Source organism: Pantoea sp. VS1, assembly GCF_002207995.1.
Taxonomy (GTDB): Bacteria; Pseudomonadota; Gammaproteobacteria; order Enterobacterales; family Enterobacteriaceae; genus Pantoea; species Pantoea dispersa.
In genome coordinates, this window is sequence record NZ_NHZE01000010.1 from 1 (window position 1) to 21,000 (window position 21,000).

Sequence of the window (21,000 nt, forward strand, 5' to 3'; positions counted from 1 at the left end):
CCTAAAGACCTTAATGAAAACATGTTGATTGAATATGTTGATTTATTTAAACGGGATTGAGTAATGAATACCGATGAGAATTATAAAAAATGGGTGAGAATATTAGAGCCAAAAACATTAAAGGAAAGGGTTATTTCTTATTCTATATTTATTGCATCGTTTGAGCTACTAAAGGAGATAGTAATTGGAAAGTTAGAGCGTTTTTACTTAAGTTTTGGAAACGAAGATGAATTCGTAGAGTATAGGAAAAAAGTATTAGATAGAAATAAAAGTAGACTTTATGCATCGATAAGTTGGTTGACGGAAAATAATGCTTTAGAACAGAGTGATATCGAGACATTTGAACGCCTAAAAAAAATCAGGAATAAACTTTCTCACGAAATGTTTGACTTGATTCCGGAGGCTGATTTACTTAATGTAACCGATGAGATTAATACGATAATCTCTCTCACACGAAAGATTGAATTATGGTGGTTTTATAATCTCGATATGGCCATTGACCCAGATAGCTATCCCGCAGATCTGGACCTTGCTGAAGTGATGCCTATGACCGTACTTCTCTTAGAGGTCATGCGCGAAGTTGCTTTAGGTGATGAGCAGGCTGCTCACAATATGTTTGTTGAGTTTACCCGCAACTACAAGAGAGACCATAATTGATCAAAATGCCCCTAAACAGCAGTTCAATGGGGGGTGTTAAAGGGGGCACTTTAAAAACATATAAATAAAATATCAATAAAAACAATGACTTAATGTGATGTTTTATTACTGTTTCCGGCACCAGTTAAATCAATCCCTTATCTAACATTCTTATCGTCCCGATTCAGCCTGTGTGACAGATTTGGGACCGAAGCATCCATAAGCTTGTCGATTTTTTTGCGTACGCAGAAAGGGATGGGCGTCGGATGTGCGTACCCGCTATCTATACAGTATGGTAAAGTGACCGCGCCTTTATTCAGGCCTGAGATTGAGAAAAGTCATTCCTGTAAGTGTTGCCACGCTGTAAACAGAACGGCCAAAATTAATAATCTGTTTTAGCGATTTAATTACAAATTCATCAGGATAATGCTTACCGTCCAGGATGATCTTCCTTTAAGCCATTTTAATGACTCTAATGTGGCGGTTAAACTCAACGCGATTCGGGTAAGGAAAAGGCCGCCTCGATAGAACAGAAGACAGCTTTGACATAACCGTGGAATTGAGGGTGATATGGAAATAACAAAAAAATTTATTTTAGATGGATTAGCCAGGTTTGATCTCAGCAATCTTCCCGGCAGACCTTTTGATAACGCATTTGAGCTTTTAGCGGCTCCTCCAGCCAGAAAGCGTCTTATCATGCTGGGATTCAATGGCTCGGCGGTGGATGCTCATATGTCGAATGCAAGCTCGATAATTAAAGATTATGAAGAACCTGACGTTTCAAACGTAGTAAAGGGAACGCAGGGATCGTGGGGAATTACCCATCTGGCCAGACGCTTACAGCAAATTCCAGCCAGTCTGGGTTATAACTGGCAGGATGTGGTTTACACCAATGCTTTGATGATGTGTTCCGAAAACGCAGCATCCTTGAAACAGGAAGCCATCAAACATCATCAGACAATGGAAGAGCTGATAAAAAACTCAATGTCTTTTTTTGAGGAAGTAACACTGGCAATGTGTCATCCGGAATTGATTATTGCGCACAGCAACGGGCTGTCATCACTCTCTGCTGCAAGCCTGTTACTGAAGCATTTTGGCGATAAAGATACATTGATGTACTCCCATCCAAAGGATTATTTCACAACGTTTGGTTTCGTTGGCCGATTCAACGATAAATCTGTTCCTGTTGTTTGCGTTCGACACATGTCGAGATTTAAACCGCAGGAGGAGTATATTAAAGCCACGATTTCTCAAATGCATGAACTGGTGCAGGCTGAAATGCGATCAGCCTGAGTTGGCACAAGAGGATTACTACCTTCGTATTTCATGGTAATAAAATTTTGGATCGCCCTGGCGTCTGCCATAGAAAAATACTCACTTGAGAAGATCGGTAAAGTGACAATCTAAAGAGAAGAAAACGGCTCTGGCATTACACCCTGCGCCGCAGTGCTATTCACTGCAGCGCTCACCTCATCCTTAACCAGCAATCAGCGCCCGTGGTTCCAGAAATGCGCTGATACCCGCCTGACCCATCTCCCGGCCTATGCCGGAGTGGCGAAAACCGCCGAACGGCGCGCGCGGTTCGTGTGCCAGCGTGTTGATCATCACGCGGCCGGCGATCAGCTGTTCTCCCACGTTGCGCGCATGCTGTTCATCCGCACCGATCACCAGTGCCGACAGGCCGTAATCGCTGTCGTTGGCCATGGCGATGGCTTCGGCTTCATCGCGGTAGGTCAGGATGCTCAGCACCGGGCCAAAAATCTCTTCACGCGCCAGCGGCATTTCATTGGTGACATCGCTGAATAGCGTCGGGCGGATATACCAGCCGTGGTGCAGCCCGTCCGGGCGGCCGCTGCCGCCGGTCAGCAGGCGCGCGCCCTGTTGTTCGCCAAGCGCAATATAGTGCTGCACGCGCTGCCACTGTTTCTCGTTAACCATCGGCCCGATAGTGGTGCGCGCGTCAGCCGGATCGCCGGAGACCTCTGCAGCGACTGCCGCCGTCAGCGCCTGTTCGAACTCGGCCTTGCGCTGCTCCGGCACCAGAATGCGCGTGCCGGCAATACAGGCCTGGCCGCTGTTGATAAAGCCAGCCTGCACCGCCAGTTCGGCCGCCTGGGCGGCATCGGCATCCGGCAAAATCAGCGTCGGTGATTTACCGCCCAGCTCCAGCGTGACGCGTTTAAAGGTGTCGGCGGCGCTGCGCAAAATCGCTTTGCCGGTGGCGGTCGAGCCGGTGAAGGAGATTTTTGCCACCTGCGGACTGCGGCTCAGGGCTTCACCGACGCTGGCACCGCGTCCGGTGACGATATTAAACACCCCCGCAGGCAAACCGGCGGTGTGCAGCGCCCTGGTGATCACCTGGGTCTGCAACAGGCTGAACTCGCTGGGTTTGATCACGGCGGTACAGCCTGCGGCAATCGCGGTCGCCAGTTTATGGCAGATAAAGCCCGCGTTGCTGTTCCATGGCGTGATCAGGCCGGCAACGCCGAGCGGCAGCATCTGCACCTGCGCGCGGCCTGCCTGTTGTACAAACGGATAGCGTTTCAGCTCTTCTATTACCTGCAGAATCACGTCAGCCGGATAGCGGCTCATCCACTCGGAGCGTGCGGTGGGCGCGCCGTACTCCTCAAGGATCGCCGCGCGCAGCTCGCTTTCGGCGCGGTTAACCGCATGGTACATCTGTTCCAGCAGGGTGATGCGCTGCGCCACCGTGGTCGCGGCGAAGGCGGGAAACGCCGCCGCGGCTGCCGCAATTGCGCGTTCAGCATCCTGCGCATTGGCCAGACGCGCTTTACCGATTACGCTGCCGTCGGCAGGTTTGATAATATCCAGCCATTCATCGCCGTCAGGAGTGACAAACTGGCCGTTGATATAGATGTGTTCAATCATGTGCATGGCTATGCTCCTTTGCATGTTGCGTGGCGGCAAAGTAGCACGCACCACCGGCGGCGATAATCCGCCTCCGCCTGCAAAGGGTATTGCGCGAAACGGAACAATTGATGAACCGGACAGGTCTGACTGAACTGGAAATTGTGCTGGCGGTCGCGCGGCGCGGCACCTTTAAAGCGGCGGCGAGCGAGCTGGAGATGTCGCCTTCGGCGGTGACCAATGCGGTTGCCGCGCTGGAGAAACGACTGGGCGTGCGGCTTTTCAACCGCACCACGCGCAGCGTCGCGCTGACCGATGCCGGACGGCGTTTCAGCGAGAAAATTGTGCCAGCGCTGGCGATGATCCGCAGCGCGGCTGAGGAAGCCGGCAGCGATCCGGGCGATCCGGCCGGCATGCTGCGTCTCAACGTGCCGCCCGAGAGCAGCGCGCTGTGGTACGCATCGATATTGCTGCCGTTCCTGCAGCGCTATCCGCGCATTCGCGTCGATATTTACAGCCAGAAAGAGCGGGTGGATATCGTGGCCGACGGCTTCGATGCCGGCATTCGGCTGGCAGAAGATGTGCCGGGCGATATGATTGCCGTCAGGCTGACGCCGGAAATGCGCATGATTGTGGTGGCCGCGCCAGCCTACCTCGCACACGCGGGCACACCGCAGACGCCAGAGGCGCTCGATCAGCATCAAACCCTGTGTATGCGCATGGCGGACGGCAGCGTTTACCGCTGGGAGCTGAGCCAGCAGCAACAGCGTTATCGGCTGCAGGGCGAGCCGCGTATGGCGGCCAGCGACATGAGCGCCATCCACCAGGCGGCGCTGGCGGGTCTGGGCATTGCCTGCATGACGGAACAGCAGGTTGCGGCGGATGTGCAGGCGGGCCGACTGGTGCACCTGCTGCCCGGCTGGCAGGTGCCCCTCGGTGCGCTGTGCCTCTACTATCCGGGACACCGGCTGGTGCCGCCGGCGCTGCGGGCGCTCAGCGAATTTGTGCGTGCGCAGCGTGATGCTTCTGCCTCATCGGAAGCCGGATGACGTCCTTTATCAGGCGTTCAGTAACTTCAGCACCTGCTGCGGCAGCTGATTAGCCTGCGCCAGCAGGGCGCTGCTGGCCTGCTGCAGAATTTGCTGACGCGACAGGCTGGAGACTTCCGTAGCGTAATCCGCATCCTCAATACGGGAGCGCGATGCCGCAATGGCGGCGGTCGCGTTACCCTGCAACGTTTGCGCCGAGAGCAGCCGGTTAGCAACGGCGCCCAGACGGGTGCGCTGACTGTCGATTTGCCCGATGGCGCGATCCAGCGTGGCGAGCGGATCGTCCGGATGTTTCAGGCGGATCTCTGAACCGGTCTCGGCCACGCGCAGCGTCGTAAAGTTGGTGGATGCATCGGTCACTGACGACAAAGCCGCCTGGAAGTAAATCTGCACGTCACCCACGCCCTGCAGGGTTTTCAGCATCAGGTTGCCGCTGCTGTCGCTGCGCACGAAGGTGGCGGTTTTATCCAGATTGCCGTTCGGCACATCCATGTAGTAATTGCCGTCGGCGTCGAGTTTCAGCACATCATTACTGCTGTTGCCATCGACATCGGTATAGCGCACATCCACATTGGCCGGATCGAGCGTGATGTAAGAGGTGCCGGTCACGCTGTTTACCGCACTGAAGCTGTTAATGCTGCTGGCGCTGGTCGCGACGATGCTCAGGGCATTACTGGTGCCATCCGAGGTCGCGCTGACGGCGGCGTTGTAATACTGGTAGCTACCGCCGCCGTTATCCACTTCCATTACATACTGCCCGCCGCTGATGCGCAGCAGACGGCCATTGCTCACTGCATTACCGCTGGCATCGCTGAAGCTGAGGCTGGCGGTGCTGGTGTCGATCGCCGGCGTGTCGGTCACCGTGGTCGGCAGGGTGGCGAAATCACTATCGGTTTTGGCGGCAGCGCCGGTCATGCGTGCCGTTACTGCGCCGCTGCTGCCAAAGCTAAGTGTGGCTGGATACCAGCTGTTGTTCTGCTCAATATAATACTGGCCATTATCCTGCGTTAACGTGGCTGCGGGCGTGGTGCTCAGTGCGCTGCCGCTGCTGTCCTGAAAATTAACCGCCGGGATGGTGCGCGACGCAATGCTGCTGACGTTGCTGTACAGCGGCGCCGGATTGCTGCGGCTGATCGAGACGTTACCGGCAGCCGTGGCGGTGTCCCAGCGCGCACTGACGGCGGCCAGATAATAGACCGGCTTGCCGTCGGCGTCGCTGCTCTGTACGTACTGGCGGTTATCACCACTGCTGCGCACCAGCTGCGGTGAGCCGCTGGCGGGCAGATAGTTCACGGTAATTGCCGGGTTGCTGAACGCCATATTGGTGGCAAGGCCGGTGAGGGTAGTGACATTGGTCACTTTGCCGCTGATGCCGCTGATCACCAAATCCTTAAGTCCCAGCGCCTCCACGCTGAAGCCGGGTGCCGACAGGTCGAGACTGATTTTCTCGTTGTCATTAGCGCCCACCTGGAATCCCAGCTTACCGGCGCTGCCATCCAGCAGCCTGATGCCGTTAAAGCTGCTGTTGGTGTTGAGCCGGTCAATCTCTTTCAGATTGAGGTTAATCTCCGCCTGGATGGCGTCTGAGTCGCTCTGCGAATTGGTGCTGTTTAATCCCTGAACCGCCAGCTGGCGAATCCGCTGCAGGCGGTTATTGATCTCATCCAGCGCGCTTTCCGCGGTTTCGACCAGTGACAGGCCGTCACCGGTATTACGCTGCGCCACCGCCAGGCCGTTCTGCTGGCTGCTAAAACGGTTACCAATCGCCTGACCTGCCGCATCGTCACGCGCGCTGGTGATGCGCATACCCGACGATAAATGGCGGATCGCATCGCCCAGCGCCGCGCCACTTCTGGCAGATTGCTTGCTGGCGTTGAGGGCAGACAGATTGGTTTGCAGGCTGATCATTTCCGGGCTCACTGATAAATACACTGATAGCGTTATCGGCATTTACCGGCTTTCTTTAAAAAAATATTTGGCCTAAGTCACGTCAGCGAAGCGCTGATTGTTAAAATAAGCAGCATGAAATCGCGCCAAGTTGAGTTTGTGATGTAGTAAGGATCTGTATTTTTCTGCACGGCGCTAATTTATAGAGGCAGGGCTTGACGACTACTAAAAATAGCAGGTCAGCAGAATGAATAAAGATTATTACTGCTTAAGCGGGACGGCGAGGGCGTAACCCATTGCGATAACAACCGCTTAGGATGCTACTGGACTTATCCGCCGGTTTCCCTGCTCTTATTCCTGGTCAGCAGCGCGCGCCGCCCTTATCAATCGCCGCGGTTGCGCTTTATCCATGCTAATCAGTCAGCGTGAAATAAGGCGGCGGGGCGGGTGAGTAAATTCCGTTTTGGTCTGGAAGGCATTGACCTTATAACTGCGCCTGGTAAGAATGCGGTAAAAGTTTTGAATCAGATCGCAATTTTGGGCCTTGTGCCATTTGCAGTCCGGCTGCGATAGCCGGACTGAATTAACGCCACTTGCACCTCGCGCCGCGCAACACACATCGCGGCGTAATAAAAGTGCAGGGCATACAGCAAATATCGTTAATGTCGTGACGCTCGTTGCGAAGGCCCGTCGAAAGATGCACCTTTTCAACCGCGGTCGGCAGTTCCCGTTCTCCTGATGCGGCAAAAAATAGCTGGAGAGGTAGCGCCGATCAGGATAACGAATAAACCTCTATCTGATAAATGTTTTACCCGGCAGCAACGCAATAAATACGTTGCTGTGCAGGAGGTGTTGGGGCTAACTGGCTGATAAATAACTGAACTCTGCGGAGTGCAGCGCCCCTTCTTTACGCCTGAAAATGCACCAAAGAGAATTCCAGCACGCTGGTCGCTGTAAGCCAGGGGCGGTAGCCTGCGGTTTTTACCCTTTAAATCGCCAGATAAACCTGACCTGAATATATAGCGAAATTCTTATCTGGCGCCAGCGAAAAATAGTCTTATTCCGGCGGTCATATTTTGCTGAGGAAACTCTGAAAACAGCGGTGTATTAATGTTAAGCCGGATGAAAGCATAGGCCGTTAAACGTTAAGCATTAACGGTTCAGTATCAATTTTTATTTTGTCACGGCGGGTTCAACCCCCAATAAATTATGTTTTGAGGTCATATGCAAACTCCCGTTAACGACGTGCTGATTAGCGTCATTGTGCCGGTGTATAACGCCGCAGCTTATCTGGAAAGATGCATCGACAGCCTGCTGCAGCAGGATGAGGTTCGCTTTGAGGCCATTTTTATTAATGACGGCTCCAGCGATGACTCGCTGGCGATCCTGCAGCGCTACGCCGGTTATCCGCAGTTCCACCTTATCAGCCAGGCCAACGCGGGCGTCTCTGCGGCGCGCAACCGGGGCATTCGCGCCTCGCGCGGCCGGCTGCTGTGTTTTTTAGACGCCGATGACTTCCTGCCGCCCCAGGCCTTCTCGACGTATGTGCGGCTGATGAGTGATGAAACGGCGATGGTGGTGGGTGAGTCACAACACTTCAACCCGGACGGTGCCCCGCTGGATTTTCCCGCCAACCGTGAGCAGGCGCACACGCTGTCGGTGTCGGCGGCGATTAACGATCTGCTCTATTACCATCCGCGCCACGGTATCTGCGACAAGGTGTTTCGCGGCGATGTCATTCGTCAGCACCGGCTGCGGTTCAACGAAGAGATCGCCAATTTCGAAGACCTGCTGTTTGTCATGAACTACCTGCATCTGCAGCAGGATCGCCAGGTAGTGATGACGCAGCGGGTGGTTTATCACTACGTCAAATCCACGCACTCCGCCACGCGTTCGGCGCTGCGGGAAAAACATTTCTCTTTTGCCCGCTCGTTCAGCGGCATGAAGGCGTTTTTATCGAGCCAGCATTATCGCTGCTATTACCACCTCTATTTAAAAGTCACGGCGTCTTACATCCACAAAGGGCTGCACAGCGACAGCCTGAGCCGCGCCTTTATTGATGAATACATCACGCTCTATCGCCGCAGTTTCCGCAGCTGGTGCTCCGCCGGACCGCTACTTAATCCGTGGAGCCTGTATTTTGCGCTGTTTTTCATTAGCCCGCGCCTGGTTTCACGGCTGCGCCGGCTGGCAGAGAAATAATCGCACCGGAGGCGTTGTGAAAGACAAATTAAAAAACTCCATGTGGATGATTGCCGAAAAGCTGATTGCGGTATTCGGCCTGATCTTTGTCACCTCCTACGTGGCGAAATACGTCGGGCCCACCACCTTCGGCATTATCTCCATCGCCATGCTGGTATTTCAGTTTATTCAGACCATCGCACTGATGGGCAGCGATGTGATTTTGCTGAAACGCATCGCGCAGAATCATCACTCCGGCCTGCGCCTGATGATGGCGACCTTCCTGCTGGTACTGTTGCTGTATTGCGTGCTGTCGATTGTCGGCATGGCGATTATGGAAGAGGAGTGGAGCGCCGACGCGCTGGTCTTTATCTGCGCGGCAGCCATTGCCTGCCTGTTCTCATCCATTGACCTGGTCAATATTTACAACGAAGCGAGGCTCAACGCGCGTCTCAATGTGATTGCCAACGTCATTGGCCTGGCGATCAGCCTGACGGTGCGCTTTCTGATCTCCTATTACCAGCTGGAACCGGCCTGGCTGGCGATTCCAATTGTGCTCGCCACCTTTATTCCTTTCACCATCAAGTTAACGCTGTTTCTGCTGTATGAGCGGCGTGCACCGCTTCCGGCGCTGCGCCACGTGAAAAAGTATTCGCGCTACATGCTGGTGTCCGGCATGTCGCTGATCTTCTCTGCGATTGCCGTTGCGCTCTATACCCGCGTGAATCAAATCAGCGTCTCTTATTTTCTCGGCGTGAAAGAGGCGGGCATTTTTTCCGTGGCGCTGACGTTGTCGACCGCCTGGGTATTTTTACCCAGCGCGCTGCTGGCGTCGTTTTATCCGGCGTTTTTTGCTGAGCGTAATGACCAGCAGGCGATCGTCAAAGCGCAGAAACTGCATCTGCTGGTAATTGGCGTTTCCGCTGCGGTAATTGTGGCGATCTGGCTGCTGTCGGGCTGGTTTATTCGTGACTTCTACGGTGAGCAATATCTGGATGCGGTCGCGCCGACGTTATTACTCAGCCTCGGTGCGATGTGCGCGGTGCTGAGCAGCGTCATGGATCGTTTCATCATCAAATATAACGGCTATCGCTATCTGGTGAAGAAAACCTTCGCGGTATTAGTGATTTGCCTGCTGTCGTCGCTGCTGCTGGTGCCGCATTTCGGCTTAACCGGTGCCGCCATGAGCGTGGTATTAACCGAGTTTTTATCGTTCTCCCTGCTGAATTACTTTTTCCCGGCGCAGCCGGTCATGCGTATTCATCTGATCTTTTTCAACCCCAGGAAACTATGGCAGCTCTTTAGCACTATCAAAACCTCAGACAGTAAAGAGAGTTTATCATGAATGAAAAAACGCTATTTAGTATTATCATTCCCGTCTATAACGCGCAAAACACTATCAGGCGTACGCTGCAAAGCGTATTAAATCAAACCTTCAGTAGCTATGAAATAATTGTTGTCAACGATGGCAGTCGCGATAATAGTGCCCGGATTTTGCAGGAGTTTGCGCACTATCCGCAGGTTACGGTGCTTAATCAAATTAACGCAGGCGTCAGTGCGGCACGCAATAGCGGGCTGCAGCAGGCCTGCGGGGAATATGTCCTGTTTCTCGATGCGGATGACTGGGTTGACGATAACTTCCTGATGAGTTTCAAACTCAATCTCAATGCCTGGCCGACCGAAGCGGTGGACTTAATGGTTGGCAATCTCAACGACAACCGTATCGGCAAAGTCTCGCAGGCGGGATTCTTCAGTCAGCAGGATATTCCTTACGTGCTGGGCGAGCTGGAGATGAGCGACAACATTGGCTATCTGCATAATAAATGTTATCGCCGCCAGATTATTGACGATCTTCATCTGCGCTTCATGGAAGGCGTCTCGATGAGTGAGGACCTGCTGTTTAACCTGAAGTTTTTCAGCTGCGTCAGTAATTTTCTGATCACCCCAGGCGCGGCTTATCATTATGAGGATGTGGCGGGATCGCTGTCGAAACGTAAAGTGCAGTACAGCGAACTCAAAGTGCGTAAACAGTCGCTCACCGATTTGTACGATTCGATTGTGGAAAAGTACGCGTCGGGTAATCTCGACCATTTTTTAAAAGCAATCTCAAAACGCGTGCTGGCACTGGATATGCAGATTGTCACCGCTATGTATCACGCCTCGTTTTCACCTGCCGATATTGCGCAGGAAATTAATCAAATCAAGCGCGGAAAATATTCTAAAGGTATTTTTACGCTGCTGAATAAAAATGAAAAACTGAAGTACATGATTATGAATTTGAATACTATCACAGCGTACTATTTCCTTTATGCTCTCTACAGAATGCGGGCGTTCTGATTTTTAATTCTCCCGGCGTTATCCTCTGGCGACGTGCTGCATTGCCCGAGGCTAGCTGCCGGGGGAGTTTCCTCCCCAGCGCTCTGCTGCAGGCAACACCCCCGCACTTCATTCTCCCGCTCACGTCCACTTCGCGCTGTGTCTTGCACTCCTGACGCTTCTCAGGTCAAATAGCGCCCCAGGCAATCGATTGCGTGCGTGTTTCGTGCGTTATTGTTGCTTTTATCGCCATCTCGCGCATTTTTACCGCCTTTGTGATGCATGTCTTGCGTTGCGGCAATCCACGCCGGGCAAAAACGGGTAGCATAGGCGCGTTTTGTGAAGCGACCGCACGCTGCAGGCCGCCGCGAATTTTTAGCCGTCGTTCCGGCTGCATTTGAGACAATTTTGGAGAGACAGATGGATAACTCACAAACCGGTACCCTTGGTACGGTGGAGGCGGCAGCAACCGGCTGGCGCAAGAGTGATACGGTGTGGATGCTGGGCCTGTACGGCACCGCAATTGGCGCAGGGGTGCTGTTTCTGCCGATTAACGCCGGCGCGGGCGGGCTGATTCCATTACTCATCATGGCGATTCTCGCTTTCCCGATGACCTTCTTTGCGCACCGTGCGCTGACGCGCTTTGTGCTCTCCGGCAAAAATCCCGGTGCGGATATCACGGACGTAGTGGAAGAGCACTTCGGTGTTGGTGCCGGTAAGATCATCACGCTGCTCTACTTCTTTGCCATCTACCCGATCCTGCTGATGTACAGCGTAGCGATCACCAATACCGTGGACAGCTTTATTGTGCACCAGCTCGGGCTGGTATCGCCGCCGCGTGCGCTGCTGTCGCTGATTTTGATTGCGGGCATGATGACGGTGGTGCGCTTCGGCGAGCAGATGATTGTCAAAGCGATGAGCGTGCTGGTGTTTCCGTTTGTGGCAGTGCTGATGCTGCTGGCTGCGTATCTGGTGCCGCACTGGCACGGCGCTGCGCTGGAGACCTTATCGTTTGCGCAAAGCGGCAGCGACAGCAGTATCTGGATGACGCTGTGGCTGGCGATTCCGGTGATGGTGTTCTCCTTCAACCATTCGCCGATTATCTCGTCTTTTGCCGTGGCGAAACGCGCCGAGTACGGCGCCGGCGCGGAGAAGAAGTGTTCACGCATTCTCGCCAGCGCCCATCTGATGATGGTAGTGACCGTAATGTTCTTTGTGTTCAGCTGCGTGCTGAGCCTGTCGCCCGCCGATTTACAGGCAGCAAAGGCGCAGAACATCACCATTCTGTCCTATCTGGCGAACCACTTTAACGTGCCGATGATTGCCTGGATGGGGCCGATTGTCGCCATCGTGGCGATCACCAAATCGTTCCTCGGCCACTATCTGGGCGCGCGTGAAGGCTTCAACGGCATGGTGGCGAAGTCGCTGCGCAGCCGCGGCAAAACCATCACGCCGCAGAAAATGAATCGCCTGACCACGCTGTTTATGCTGCTGACCACCTGGCTGGTTGCCACTCTGAACCCGAGCATTCTCGGCATGATTGAGACGCTGGGCGGGCCGGTGATTGCGATGATTCTGTTCCTGATGCCGATGTACGCTATTCATAAAGTCCCGGCGATGCGCCAGTACAGCGGCAAAATCAGCAACCTGTTTGTGGTGCTGGTGGGGATTCTGGCGATTTCATCCATCGCTTATTCGCTGATGAATTAACAGCAGGACGCGGTGCGCCGGACCCGATGCGCACCGCCATGACATGCCAGCGACACTGAACGGCCCCGTCTGACGCATGCAGAACGGGGCTGTCTGTTTTAAACCGCAGCGGTTTTAAACACGCTCATCGACTGCGCCAGACGGTCGGCCTGCTCCTGCAGCGCCTGAGACGCAGCAGACGCTTCCTGCACCAGCGCGGCGTTCTGCTGCGTCACCGCTTCCATCTGCGTAATGGCCTGATTGATTTCACTGATGCCGCTGCTCTGTTCGCTGCTGGCGATGGTGATTTCGCTCATGATCTCCGCCACACTGCTTACGCTGTTGACCACTTCACCAATGGTCGAACCGGCGTGCGTCACCAGACGGCTGCCTTCATCCACCTTCGCCACCGAGTCTTCAATCAGCACTTTGATCTCTTTCGCCGCGGAGGCAGAACGCTGCGCCAGGTTACGCACTTCGGTAGCGACAACGGCAAATCCGCGACCCTGTTCACCGGCGCGCGCCGCTTCGACCGCCGCGTTGAGCGACAGGATGTTGGTCTGGAAGGCGATAGAGTCGATCACGCTGATGATGTCGACAATCTTCTTCGAGGAGAGGGCAATCGCCTCCATCTTCACAATCACCTGCTCCATCACTTCACCGCCTTCTTTGGCGACGCCGGAGGTTTTCGCCACCAGCGAGTTGGCTTCGCGCGCATTGTCGGCGTTGTGCTTCACGGTAGCGGTCATCTGCTCCATCGCGGACGCCGTCTCTTCCAGCGAGCTGGCCTGCTGTTCAGTGCGCGAAGAGAGATCGATGTTACCGCTGGAGATCTGGTTGGACGCCACGGCGATGGTGTCGGATCCGGCGCGTACGTCGGAAACAATGGTCAGCAGGTTATCGTTCATCGCCTGCAGAGCCTGCATCAGCGCGCCCGTTTCATCTTTGCTGCGTATTTCAATGCGCGAGCTGAGATCGCCGGCAGCCACTTTGCTGGCGATGGTCACCGCTTCATTCAGCGGATGCACAATCGAACGGGTCAGCAGCCAGCCCATCACCACGGCAGCGAGAATGGCGAGCGCGGAGAACACCAGCGTGACTTCAATCGCCGTGGTGCCATCGTCGATAATGCCGGCGCCTTCCTGCTGGAGCTGCGAGGACTGGGAATCAGCAAACGCCACCGCCAGGTCAAGGTAGGCATTCTGCACGGCGGTAATTTTTTTCAGTACGTAGTAGCTGGCGTCATCGGCTTTACCGGCCCGCACCAGATCCAGCACCTCATTTTTCTGCTGTTCAAACTGCTGACTGGCAGCCAGCAGGCTGGCAATTTTCTTCTTGCCCACGGCGGTAATCTGAATCGCTTCGATCTTCTTCATCGCCGCGTTGGTACGGGCGGTGGCGTCTGCCAGCTGCTGAAAGCGCTGCACGTTGAACTGCGGCCGCGTGGTATCGATGACGATGCCGCGCAGGTATTTGATCTGATCGTTGACGCCATCGCGCACGTCAAAGCCGAGGCGCACTTTTACATAGCGATCTTCCACAATCGAGGTAATGCCGCTCTTGATGTTGTTGATCTTCATGATTGAGGTGATACCAATCACCACCAGTAGTGCCACCACTAAACCAAAGGCGATGCCCAGACGGACGCCGACCTTCATATTCTTTAAGCTCAACATTGGATCTCCCCGCAATGCCAGAATGCTGTTGTATTAAAACGGAAACGCAGACGATGGGCCTGCAATATGTCGATGATGTGTAAAGGAAAGATTTTTTGCCATTGCGACGAGACGGGTCTGGCGCCACCTGCGCAGGCGCTAAAGTTATCGGTTGCTAATGTTTTAACTTTAATTTTTTAGGGATTTGTCACAAAACGGTTAAGAGGGCTTAAGGTTGATTAATCACTGGTCGTAATTAGCTGGCGTCACGGCCTATGTCGGTGCGCAAAATTGCGCACCCGACAAAAACGCGCAGAGGCGGATGCGATATCTGCATTATCCCGTCGCACAAACCGTAGCGGCGCGATTCATCGCGCATTTCATTTCCCGCACCGTGGCGGAATGCGCAATAAATTGCGCCGCTACCCCCCGTGCGGTCATCAGCGGCATCACATGGAAGGAATATCAGTCACCCGTGCGGTTATCAGCGGCATCACATGAAAGGAATATCTGCGCGATAAGTCGCGCCATCATGATTCATTGCGGATGCGATATCCGCATTATCCCGTCGCACAAACCGTAGCGGCGCGATTCATCGCGCATTTCATTTCCCGCACCATGGCGGAATGCGCAATAAATTGCGCCGCTACTACTCGTGCGGTTATCAGCGACATCACATGAAAGGAATATCTGCACGATACGTTGCGCCATCATGATTCATTGCGGATGCGATATCTGCATTATCCCGTCGCACAAACCGTAGCGGCGCGATTCATCGCGCATTTCATTTCCCGCACCGTGGCGGAATGCGCAATAAATTGCGCCGCTACCACCCGTGCGGTTATCAGCGGCATCCTATGAAAGGAATATCTGCGCGATAAGTCGCGCCATCATGATTTATTGCGGATGGGATATCTGCATTATCCCGTCGCACAAACCGTAGCGGCGCGATTCATCGCGCATTTCATTTCCCGCACCGTGGCGGAATGCGCAATAAACTGCCCCTGCAAAAAACGCGCAGAGGCCCTGTAGGGTCACCATTCATGGTGACCTCAGACGATTAATAGATCAGTAAGACAGGATAAATACGACGTAACGCTAATGCAGCGAATGACAGGCGAGCGGGCACAAAAAAGGCGCGAATATCGCGCCTGAGGGGAAGGTCGGAGCAAGCGCTTAGCGCTTCTTCTCCAGCACGCGATAAATCACGCTGGAAAGCTCGTTGATTTCAAACTTAGCGACGTAACCGTCAGCGCCCACTTTGCGCACGTGATCTTCGTTGGCGCTGCCGGACAGCGAGGAGTGAATCACCACCGGAATCTGCCGCAGCGCGTCGTCGCGCTTGATGTTACGCGTCAGGGTAAAGCCGTCCATCTCCGGCATTTCGAGGTCGGTCAGCACCAGCGCGATTTTGTCGTGAATCGACTCGCCGTTAGCCTGCGCTTCTTTCTGCATCTCGCTGATTTTAATCCACGCTTCAAGCCCGGTATTGTGCATGATGGCCGGAATGCCCATGCTTTTCAGCCCCTGTTCCAGCAGCTGACGCGCCACTTTGGAGTCTTCAGCAACAATCGCTACCTGGCCGGGTTTGAGGTTGAAATTCTTCGCCGTCTCTTCGCTCGGCTCAACGCCGCGCACCGACGGAATGATGTCATACAGAATCTGCTCGACGTCGAGCACCAGTGCCAGATTGTTGCTCTGACCGTCGGTGTCCAGACAGGCGATGCTGGTGATGTTACGGCTGCCGATGCCCGCTTCCGCCGTGTGCACCTGATTCCAGTCGAGACGCACAATGTTCTCCACCGATTCCACAGCAAATGCCTGGGTGCTGCGCGCGTATTCGGTCACCAGCAGCAGGTTGAGGCCGGTTTCCGGTTTACAACCGGTTACGGCCGGCAGGTCGATCACCGGAATAAACTGGCCGCGAATACTGGCCATGCCGAGCAGCGGTGAATTCATGCCGGCGGCGCGGGTAATCGTCGGCATCGGCACAATTTCACGCAGTTTAAATACGTTGATGCCGTACAGCTCAGACTTGCCTTTCAGCCGATCGGAACCCAGCCGGAACAGCAGCAGTTCAAATTTGTTAGAAAGCGCAAGGTTGGCGCGTTCATCGATCTCTTTCTGAAAATTATCCATTGTGGCCTCGGGGCAGAATCTGGGCGGAGTAAAGGGCAGGGCAATAGCGCCATGATTAACTTATCGGCAGCGGAGGAAAAAAATGAAGGGAAGGGCGATGAAAATTTAGCGTAAGGGCGATCGCCCTCACGCTCACGACAGTTACTTCAGCAGAATCGCGCGCACGCTTTTGCCTTTGATCTTGCCCTCTTTCAGCTTGATCAGCGCTTTCTTCGCCTGCGCGGCGTCGATGGCGACATACGCATGGGTCGGGGTGAGATCGATTTTACCGATCTGATCGCCGCTGAAACCGGCTTCACCGGTCAGGGCGCCCAGAATATCGCCGGGACGCATCTTGGCTTTACGCCCACCGTCAATGCACAGCGTCATCATCGCCGCCGGCAGCGGCTGTGCGCCTTTGCCTTTCAGCGTGCTGGCCGGCTGCCAGTTGAGCTTCTGCTGCAGGTAATCTTCCAGCGCATGGGCGCGCACCATTTCGTCGGCCGCCACAAAGCTGACCGCCAGCCCCTGTTCGCCGGCGCGGCCGGTACGGCCAATGCGGTGGATGTGCACTTCCGGATCCCACGCCAGCTGGAAGTTAACCACCAGCGCCAGCGATTTAATGTCGAGGCCGCGCGCGGCGACGTCGGTGGCGATCAGCACGCGGATGCTGCCGTTGGCAAAGCGAATCAGCACGCGTTCGCGATCGCGCTGTTCCAGATCGCCGTGCAGCGCCAGCGCGCTGATCTGGCGATCGTTGAGCGCGGCTGCAATCTCATCGCATTCCCGTTTGGTGTTACAGAACACCACGCAGGAAGCCGGTTGCTGCTGGCTGAGCAGAGCGCTGAGCAGGTTGATACGCTCGCTGGCGCTGGTTTCAATAAACTGCTGCTCAATCGCCGGCAGTTCCGACTTCGCTTCGGTCGCTACTGCCAGCGCATCGCGCTGAAAGCGCTGACTCAGGCTGGCAATGGTATCGGGCCAGGTGGCGGAGAACAGCAGCGTCTGACGCGAATCCGGCGTAAAGCCAATGATGGCTTCCATGTCGTCGCGGAAACCCATCTCCAGCATGCGATCGGCTTCGTCCAGTACCAGGCTCTGCAACTGACTTAAATCGAGATTGTCACGCTTGAGATGATCGAGGATGCGCCCCGGCGTGCCGACCACAATATGCGGCGCATGCACCAGCGAGTCGCGCTGCGCGCTCATTGGCTGGCCGCCGCACAGCGTCAGGATCTTGATGTTGCGGGTGAAGCGCGCCAGCTGACGCAGCACGTTGCTGACCTGGTCGGCCAGTTCACGCGTCGGGCACAGCACCAGCGCCTGGGTATGAAAACGCCCGCTGTCGATGCGGTTCAGCACGCCAATACCGAAGGCGGCGGTTTTGCCGCTGCCGGTTTGCGCCTGCGCTCGCACATCGCGTCCGCTAAGGATGGCCGGCAGGGAAGCGGCCTGAATCGGCGTCATGGCGTCGAAGCCCATCTCGCGCAGGTTGTCGAGCTGGCTGGCAGGCAGTTGCGTCAGGGTAGAAAAAGCAGTCACAGGAGCATCTCAGGTAGTAGCAGGAATAGCGGCGGCCAGTCTGGCAGAAAGGCGGGCTATCGGCAACGGCAATTGCGGTAATAATCACGCAGTGAAATTAGTCAGCCGTTGCGCTTTGTCAGGTCAATGATGAGGTGCAACTATCGCAAAGTTTTAATGAATGTTCCGAATTTCACACGAGGCAGCACGAACGGTAAAAACGCTTTTTCGAGGGAAAAAATGATATTAGCGGCAGGTAAGCGGCAATATCGCGGCATGTTACGGCTATTTTCAGTAAGATTTCGCTTATATGTTACCTGTTACGCGGAAAATCTGAGTAAAAATCCTAACCGCTTTGCTTTATATTTAGCGCGCCATTTGGCAATTAATAATTACTTCAGAGGTCACCTCATTGAGTCACTATGTCCAGGGACAAAACGAAGACGTTCTGAAAATCGTCGGCCGCGCCGTGCTAACGCTGCATCTGCATGGAGAGACGTTATCCTCCGATAAAGTCAGCTCCATGATTGCCTGTTATGCGGAAGAAGAGCCTGTTAATGACGATGAGCACCAGCGCCTGTATGCGCTGGCGATTCAGATGTTGTCTTAAATCCAGCATTATCATCGCGCTTGCCGCGCCGGTGTCACCTTCCAAAGCCTCCTGCGGGAGGCTTTTTTGTGGCCGGAACTGGCGTGCTGGTGCTGGCTGCAATGCGCCTTCAGGCGCTGAATACCGGCGTGCCGCGCTGGAACGTGGCGCGCACCGGCGCGATGCGCGCCACGGCTTCCGCCGAGCAGCTGGCGTCGACGAGCATCATACTGGCTTCATCCTGCAGCTGCGGCCACTGGCGCTCACCGCTATTGGCGAGCGGCAGAATGCCGCCGGTGGCGATATGCAGCGCGCGGCTCAGGCCAAACTCATCCGATCCGCGATACAGCTGGGCATACAGATTGGCTTTCTCCAGCATGCTGCCGGTACCGAACGGTGACCAGTGATCGATCACGCTGTCGGTGCCGGTCATCACCGTCACGCCGGCTGCCTGCAGCTGCGGCAATGGCATCGTCAGTTTGCCAATCGGAATCGTTGACGCCACGCTCATCTGCTGTTCGGCCATGCCGGCGATAATCTCATCCAGCGCCTGACCTTCCAGCGTGGCGAGCGCGAAACCGTGGCTCAGTGTCACTTTGCCTTTCAGCTGCGGATTACGGGCGATGGTGGCGATCATGTACTGAATGGCTGCCACGCCGGCGGCGCTGGTCTCATGCAGATGAATGTCCACGCCGCGATCGTAGTCGAGCGCGATGCGGAACATCGCATCAAGCGAAGCCTGCATGGCACCATCCACGTTGGTGGGATCCAGCCCACCGACATACTGCACGCCGAGCTGCATCGCCTCACGCATCAGACCATCGACCTGCGAATGCAGCAAACCATGCTGCGGAAAAGCAACGATCTCACAGCGAAACGCCGGATGGTTGGCCAGCGCCAGCTGCAGATGTTCGAGACTTTGCAGGCCACTGACTGGATCGATGTTGCAGTGGCTGCGCGCTTCGGTGCTGCCTTTACTTTGCAGCAGGCCAATCAGCGCTTCGGCGCGCGCCTGCGAGGTTGGCAGCAGCTGGGGAATCAGCACCTGCTCGCGCGCAATCATATCCATGATGGTCTTGCCCTGCCGCGGGCGCGGTGCCTGCCACGGTCCGCCGTAGAAGGTTTTATCCAGATGGATGTGCATGTCCCGCGTGCGCGGCAGTAGCAGCGCACCGCCGGCATCCCACTGCGGCAGGGCAGGCTGGCGCGCCTGGCCGGCGGCGCTAATGGCGCTGAACTTGCCTTCTTTAATGGTGATGTCGTACAGCGCGGTGCGGGTGGCGACAATCTCCGCGCCGTCGCGCTCAAATCCCTCTTCGAGGCGCACATTCAGCAGCTGATAGTGCGCCACGGCAGGCGGCGGGGTGGACGAGACCGGTGGTGTGTCGGGACGGGCGGCGCTGCTCATGCCAGCCATCATCAGGCTGCCTGCGGCAGTAAGGCGCACGCCGTGGCTGAGAAAATCACGGCGGCTGGAAGCGGTCAGAGGCATCGGAAACTCCAGGCAAAAGGAAAAAACCTAATCTGGCAAAACCGACGCCGCCGCGCTGCGATATTTCCCACTGCCTGGCAGTGGAAAAATCACTGCCACTGTAGCTGGCAGAATTGCACCAGCGCAGCGGCCAGCGCCTGTTGCAGCGCATCCTGCGGCTTACGGCAGAACAGCGCCAGCTCGAAATGGCTGATCACCGGTAAACCCTCTGCGCTGCCCAGCACGCGGTGACCGGGCAGGCGGCAGCTGGCGGGCAGCAGCGTCAGGCCGAGTCCAGCGGCGCTGGCGCTGGCGAGGGCCACCAGGCTGGCGCTGCTGTAGCTGATGCGCCAGCTGCGGCCGAGCGCATCCAGCGTCTGACACATCTCTTCGCGATACAGCCCCTGCTGCGGAAACACCACCAGCGGCAGCGGCGTCTGGTCAAAGCAGGGGTGTTCGGCACTGTCCAGCCACAGCAGTGGCTCGGGCCGGGCGGCCAGCGGGCGATCGCCGCCCGGCTGCTTGATCAGCATTAGATCCAGCTCTTCGCGCTGCCATGCGCGATGCAAATCGACGTACATGCCGCTCATCACGTCAAGACGCAGCTGCGGATGCTGTCGGCTGAATCCGGCCAGCAGGCTGGCGGTCGGGGCGGCAAAATCCTCCGGCACGCCAATGCGCACAATGCCGTCGCGCCACTTATCGCTCAGCACATCGTGCGCTTCACCATTGAGGGCGATGATGCGCCGCGCGTAGCCGAGCAATTTTTCTCCCTCTTCGGTCAGCGCCACCTGATGTGAGGTGCGCTGTAACAGCGCTTTACCCACCATCTCTTCCAGCCGCCGCACCTGCTGACTGACCGTCGACTGCGACAGGTGCACACGCTCGGCGGCGCGGGTAAAGCTGGCGGTCTCGCACACCGCCACAAAGCTCAATAGCTGCTGCGGCGTAAACATTGGCTGACGATTCATTTATCCACTGCCCATCATGGTGTTATTTCATTTCCAAATAGTACTGTCT

General features: G+C 55.6%; 16 protein-coding genes. 8 read left to right on the forward strand and 8 right to left on the reverse strand.

Annotated features, from left to right (window positions below; all coding sequences use genetic code 11):
• Positions 1 to 63 precede the first annotated feature (63 nt).
• Together CBW22_RS05455 and CBW22_RS05460 are read left to right on the forward strand one after the other, a co-directional pair.
• Positions 64 to 657 carry a hypothetical protein gene (locus CBW22_RS05455; RefSeq protein ID WP_088516200.1) on the forward strand — a complete coding sequence of 198 codons (594 nt, stop codon included), beginning with the start codon at positions 64 to 66 and terminating at the stop codon, positions 655 to 657.
• A 549-nt stretch (positions 658 to 1,206) separates the two neighbouring features.
• Entirely contained in the window at positions 1,207 to 1,929 is a 723-nt protein-coding gene (locus CBW22_RS05460; protein WP_088516201.1) for a hypothetical protein, read from the forward strand.
• A gap of 183 nt (positions 1,930 to 2,112) precedes the next feature.
• On the opposite strand, the gene CBW22_RS05465 is transcribed toward CBW22_RS05460, so the two are convergent.
• Entirely contained in the window at positions 2,113 to 3,531 is a 1,419-nt protein-coding gene (locus CBW22_RS05465) for an aldehyde dehydrogenase family protein (RefSeq protein ID WP_088516202.1), read from the reverse strand.
• 104 nt (positions 3,532 to 3,635) lie between these two features.
• Between CBW22_RS05465 and CBW22_RS05470 the strand changes: the two genes are divergently transcribed.
• A complete protein-coding gene (locus CBW22_RS05470; protein ID WP_021507266.1) occupies positions 3,636 to 4,553 on the forward strand; it encodes a LysR family transcriptional regulator in 918 nt (305 codons plus the stop codon).
• A 9-nt stretch (positions 4,554 to 4,562) separates the two neighbouring features.
• Here CBW22_RS05470 and CBW22_RS05475 read toward each other — a convergent pair whose 3' ends face one another.
• Complete coding sequence (locus CBW22_RS05475) at positions 4,563 to 6,461, reverse strand: flagellin N-terminal helical domain-containing protein (RefSeq protein ID WP_176428086.1); 1,899 nt, start codon at positions 6,459 to 6,461, stop codon at positions 4,563 to 4,565.
• 1,203 nt (positions 6,462 to 7,664) lie between these two features.
• On the opposite strand from CBW22_RS05475, the gene CBW22_RS05480 reads away from it, so the two are divergent.
• From CBW22_RS05480 to CBW22_RS05490, 3 genes are read left to right on the forward strand one after another with little or no spacing between them, the layout of a single operon-like run.
• The gene (locus CBW22_RS05480) at positions 7,665 to 8,642 is read left to right on the forward strand and encodes a glycosyltransferase family 2 protein (protein ID WP_088516204.1); all 978 of its coding nucleotides are present in this window, start codon (positions 7,665 to 7,667) and stop codon (positions 8,640 to 8,642) included.
• Positions 8,643 to 8,658: 16 nt separating this feature from the next.
• Positions 8,659 to 9,966 carry an oligosaccharide flippase family protein gene (locus CBW22_RS05485; RefSeq protein ID WP_088516205.1) on the forward strand — a complete coding sequence of 436 codons (1,308 nt, stop codon included), beginning with the start codon at positions 8,659 to 8,661 and terminating at the stop codon, positions 9,964 to 9,966.
• Complete coding sequence (locus tag CBW22_RS05490; RefSeq protein ID WP_088516206.1) at positions 9,963 to 10,958, forward strand: glycosyltransferase family 2 protein; 996 nt, start codon at positions 9,963 to 9,965, stop codon at positions 10,956 to 10,958. Before CBW22_RS05485 ends, CBW22_RS05490 begins: the two co-directional genes overlap by 4 nt.
• Positions 10,959 to 11,124: 166 nt before the next feature.
• On the opposite strand, the gene CBW22_RS25945 is transcribed toward CBW22_RS05490, so the two are convergent.
• On the reverse strand, positions 11,125 to 11,370 hold the full coding sequence (locus CBW22_RS25945; protein ID WP_127833726.1) for a hypothetical protein: 246 nt from the start codon (positions 11,368 to 11,370) through the stop codon (positions 11,125 to 11,127).
• On the opposite strand from CBW22_RS25945, the gene CBW22_RS05495 reads away from it, so the two are divergent.
• Positions 11,358 to 12,647, forward strand: coding sequence for an HAAAP family serine/threonine permease (locus CBW22_RS05495; protein WP_021507261.1), 1,290 nt, complete (start codon positions 11,358 to 11,360; stop codon positions 12,645 to 12,647). The genes CBW22_RS25945 and CBW22_RS05495 overlap by 13 nt on opposite strands.
• 98 nt (positions 12,648 to 12,745) lie before the next feature.
• Here the strand turns inward: CBW22_RS05495 and CBW22_RS05500 are convergent, their stop codons facing one another.
• The 3 genes from CBW22_RS05500 to dbpA form a co-directional block, all read right to left on the reverse strand.
• Entirely contained in the window at positions 12,746 to 14,302 is a 1,557-nt protein-coding gene (locus tag CBW22_RS05500; RefSeq protein ID WP_058758001.1) for a methyl-accepting chemotaxis protein, read from the reverse strand.
• 1,155 nt (positions 14,303 to 15,457) lie between these two features.
• Positions 15,458 to 16,420, reverse strand: coding sequence for a chemotaxis protein (locus tag CBW22_RS05505; RefSeq protein ID WP_021507259.1), 963 nt, complete (start codon positions 16,418 to 16,420; stop codon positions 15,458 to 15,460).
• A gap of 141 nt (positions 16,421 to 16,561) precedes the next feature.
• Entirely contained in the window at positions 16,562 to 17,941 is a 1,380-nt protein-coding gene (dbpA, locus tag CBW22_RS05510; protein ID WP_088516207.1) for an ATP-dependent RNA helicase DbpA, read from the reverse strand.
• A 391-nt stretch (positions 17,942 to 18,332) separates the two neighbouring features.
• Between dbpA and CBW22_RS05515 the strand changes: the two genes are divergently transcribed.
• The gene (locus CBW22_RS05515; protein WP_010618157.1) at positions 18,333 to 18,530 is read left to right on the forward strand and encodes a hypothetical protein; all 198 of its coding nucleotides are present in this window, start codon (positions 18,333 to 18,335) and stop codon (positions 18,528 to 18,530) included.
• 109 nt (positions 18,531 to 18,639) lie between these two features.
• Here the strand turns inward: CBW22_RS05515 and CBW22_RS05520 are convergent, their stop codons facing one another.
• On the reverse strand, positions 18,640 to 20,001 hold the full coding sequence (locus CBW22_RS05520) for an amidohydrolase family protein (protein WP_088516208.1): 1,362 nt from the start codon (positions 19,999 to 20,001) through the stop codon (positions 18,640 to 18,642).
• A gap of 89 nt (positions 20,002 to 20,090) precedes the next feature.
• Positions 20,091 to 20,951 carry a LysR family transcriptional regulator gene (locus CBW22_RS05525; protein WP_031279666.1) on the reverse strand — a complete coding sequence of 287 codons (861 nt, stop codon included), beginning with the start codon at positions 20,949 to 20,951 and terminating at the stop codon, positions 20,091 to 20,093.
• Between the last annotated feature and the right edge of the window lie 49 nt (positions 20,952 to 21,000).

Excerpts from the sequence above, each read along its gene's own strand:
- CBW22_RS05525 (WP_031279666.1), bottom strand. The coding sequence starts at position 20,951 with ATGAATCGTCAGCCAATGTTTACGCCGCAGCAGCTATTGAGCTTTGTG.
- CBW22_RS05455 (WP_088516200.1), top strand. The coding sequence starts at position 64 with ATGAATACCGATGAGAATTATAAAAAATGGGTGAGAATATTAGAGCCA.
- CBW22_RS05490 (WP_088516206.1), top strand. The coding sequence starts at position 9,963 with ATGAATGAAAAAACGCTATTTAGTATTATCATTCCCGTCTATAACGCG.
- CBW22_RS05465 (WP_088516202.1), bottom strand. The coding sequence starts at position 3,531 with ATGCACATGATTGAACACATCTATATCAACGGCCAGTTTGTCACTCCT.
- CBW22_RS05520 (WP_088516208.1), bottom strand. The coding sequence starts at position 20,001 with ATGCCTCTGACCGCTTCCAGCCGCCGTGATTTTCTCAGCCACGGCGTG.
- CBW22_RS05505 (WP_021507259.1), bottom strand. The coding sequence starts at position 16,420 with ATGGATAATTTTCAGAAAGAGATCGATGAACGCGCCAACCTTGCGCTT.
- CBW22_RS05495 (WP_021507261.1), top strand. The coding sequence starts at position 11,358 with ATGGATAACTCACAAACCGGTACCCTTGGTACGGTGGAGGCGGCAGCA.
- CBW22_RS05460 (WP_088516201.1), top strand. The coding sequence starts at position 1,207 with ATGGAAATAACAAAAAAATTTATTTTAGATGGATTAGCCAGGTTTGAT.
- CBW22_RS05475 (WP_176428086.1), bottom strand. The coding sequence starts at position 6,461 with ATGATCAGCCTGCAAACCAATCTGTCTGCCCTCAACGCCAGCAAGCAA.
- CBW22_RS05470 (WP_021507266.1), top strand. The coding sequence starts at position 3,636 with ATGAACCGGACAGGTCTGACTGAACTGGAAATTGTGCTGGCGGTCGCG.
- CBW22_RS05480 (WP_088516204.1), top strand. The coding sequence starts at position 7,665 with ATGCAAACTCCCGTTAACGACGTGCTGATTAGCGTCATTGTGCCGGTG.
- CBW22_RS05500 (WP_058758001.1), bottom strand. The coding sequence starts at position 14,302 with ATGTTGAGCTTAAAGAATATGAAGGTCGGCGTCCGTCTGGGCATCGCC.